This window comes from Endozoicomonas ascidiicola, from assembly GCF_001646945.1.
GTDB classification, from domain to species: domain Bacteria; phylum Pseudomonadota; class Gammaproteobacteria; order Pseudomonadales; family Endozoicomonadaceae; genus Endozoicomonas; species Endozoicomonas ascidiicola.
In genome coordinates this window covers 225590-227047 of the sequence record NZ_LUTV01000004.1, presented here as the reverse complement: position 1 = coordinate 227047, position 1458 = coordinate 225590, and the positions used below count along the sequence as shown (strand labels likewise).

At 43.1% G+C, this 1458-nt stretch carries 3 protein-coding genes; 1 reads left to right on the top strand and 2 read right to left on the bottom strand.

Features of this window, described 5'->3' with window-relative positions; genetic code table 11:
• On the top strand, positions 1-384 hold a 384-nt coding region (locus AKL11_RS11745; RefSeq protein ID WP_436404692.1), incomplete at its 5' end, for an ISAzo13-like element transposase-related protein.
• 170 nt (positions 385-554) lie between these two features.
• Here the strand turns inward: AKL11_RS11745 and AKL11_RS11740 are convergent.
• Together AKL11_RS11740 and AKL11_RS11735 are read right to left on the bottom strand one after the other, a co-directional pair.
• A complete protein-coding gene (locus tag AKL11_RS11740; RefSeq protein ID WP_067517611.1) occupies positions 555-890 on the bottom strand; it encodes a type II toxin-antitoxin system HicB family antitoxin in 336 nt (111 codons plus the stop codon).
• Positions 891-954: 64 nt separating this feature from the next.
• On the bottom strand, positions 955-1458 hold a 504-nt coding region (locus tag AKL11_RS11735; protein ID WP_095210338.1), incomplete at its 5' end, for a Uma2 family endonuclease.

The window sequence follows — 1458 nt, the reverse complement described above, 5'->3', positions numbered from 1 at the left end:
ATGTTGTGTGATGGAGGTGGCAGTAACAGTGCTTCGTCGTATCTTTTCAAAGAGGATTTGCAGGCACTTTCAAACAGGCTGAACTTGAGAATTCGTATCGCTCATTACCCGTCGTATTGTTCGAAATACAACCCTATTGAGCATCGCGTATTCCCGCATATCACCCGTGCCTGCAAAGGTGTTCCTCTGGAATCCGTTGAKATGGCAMAGCACTACATAGAAAAAACAGAAACGACCAAAGGGCTGAAAGTGGTTGTAAGAATTATCGACAAAGTGTTCGAAACCGGGCGTAAATATGCCACTGACTTCAAAAAGAACATGGCCATTCAGTTCGATAAATTCTTGCCAAAATGGAACTATGTCGCCATGCCCTGTACCTGCTGAAATCGGGAAGTTATTCAGGGACTATTCCTTAGCTCAAGAGCTCAACAGCTCAACAGTTCAAACGATGATTTCAGGAGGCTAAAAAGCCCTATTATTCTGCCTTATGACCTCCCTACTGCCCATTTCGGGGTCGCCGTAGGTAAGTACCCAGAATTTTTTGATGCGTGTGATTATTTGATGCGAGAAGCATCAAATAATGTGCGAGAAATCCATTGATTAATACTTTGTCCGCTCACCTGAGCTGCTGTTGCAATAGTTGCATGCAATTCTGGCGGTATACGTAACATGAGCTTGCCTGAATATGGTTTCTGTGGCTCTTTACCAATGGCTGTGCAAGTTTCAAGATAATCCTCGACTGCTTCATGAAAAGCATCCTTAAGTTCGGCTACTGACTCACCATGAAAGCCAACTCTATCCTTAATGCCTGCAATATGACCAATAAAACGCTCATCGTTATTGCTGTATTCAATACTTGCAGCGTAACCTTTATAAATCATTGTATTCATGGTTTGACTCCAATCCTCATAAAGATATTGCTAATCTTATTCTGTTGATAAAACGACTGAAGGCTTATATATAAATATCATCCATAGACAGTTTCAGCTTGATGCTATCGAGCACAACCTGATCACCGGAACCATAAGTTGCTACCACTTCAAAACGGCCGTTATGCCACATCCGTTTTTCTATAATCGGACGATCAGGGTCAACCACCAAATATTCTCCGTCAGTGGATTTTAGAATGTGTCTATATTCCGCCGACTTATATAACCGATCGGTCAATTCTGTGCTTTCAGAGAGCACCTCGACCAACACAGTTGCGGACTCACACATATCCTTATATCGCCGATTTTCCTCACAGGAAACCATCACATCCGGGTAACGAAATGACTTCACAAATGCCGACTCCACCTTGAGTCTGACATCAGATGCAAAGACATCACAGGGCTTTCCCACTAAATGATTCCCTAGGAGCCTGTCGGACTTAGAACAACTTTTGAGTATAATACCCGCAAGATCGTAAAAGACAGCCAGCCAATGAACAAATGGACTTTCAGACCCATTGACCGAGAC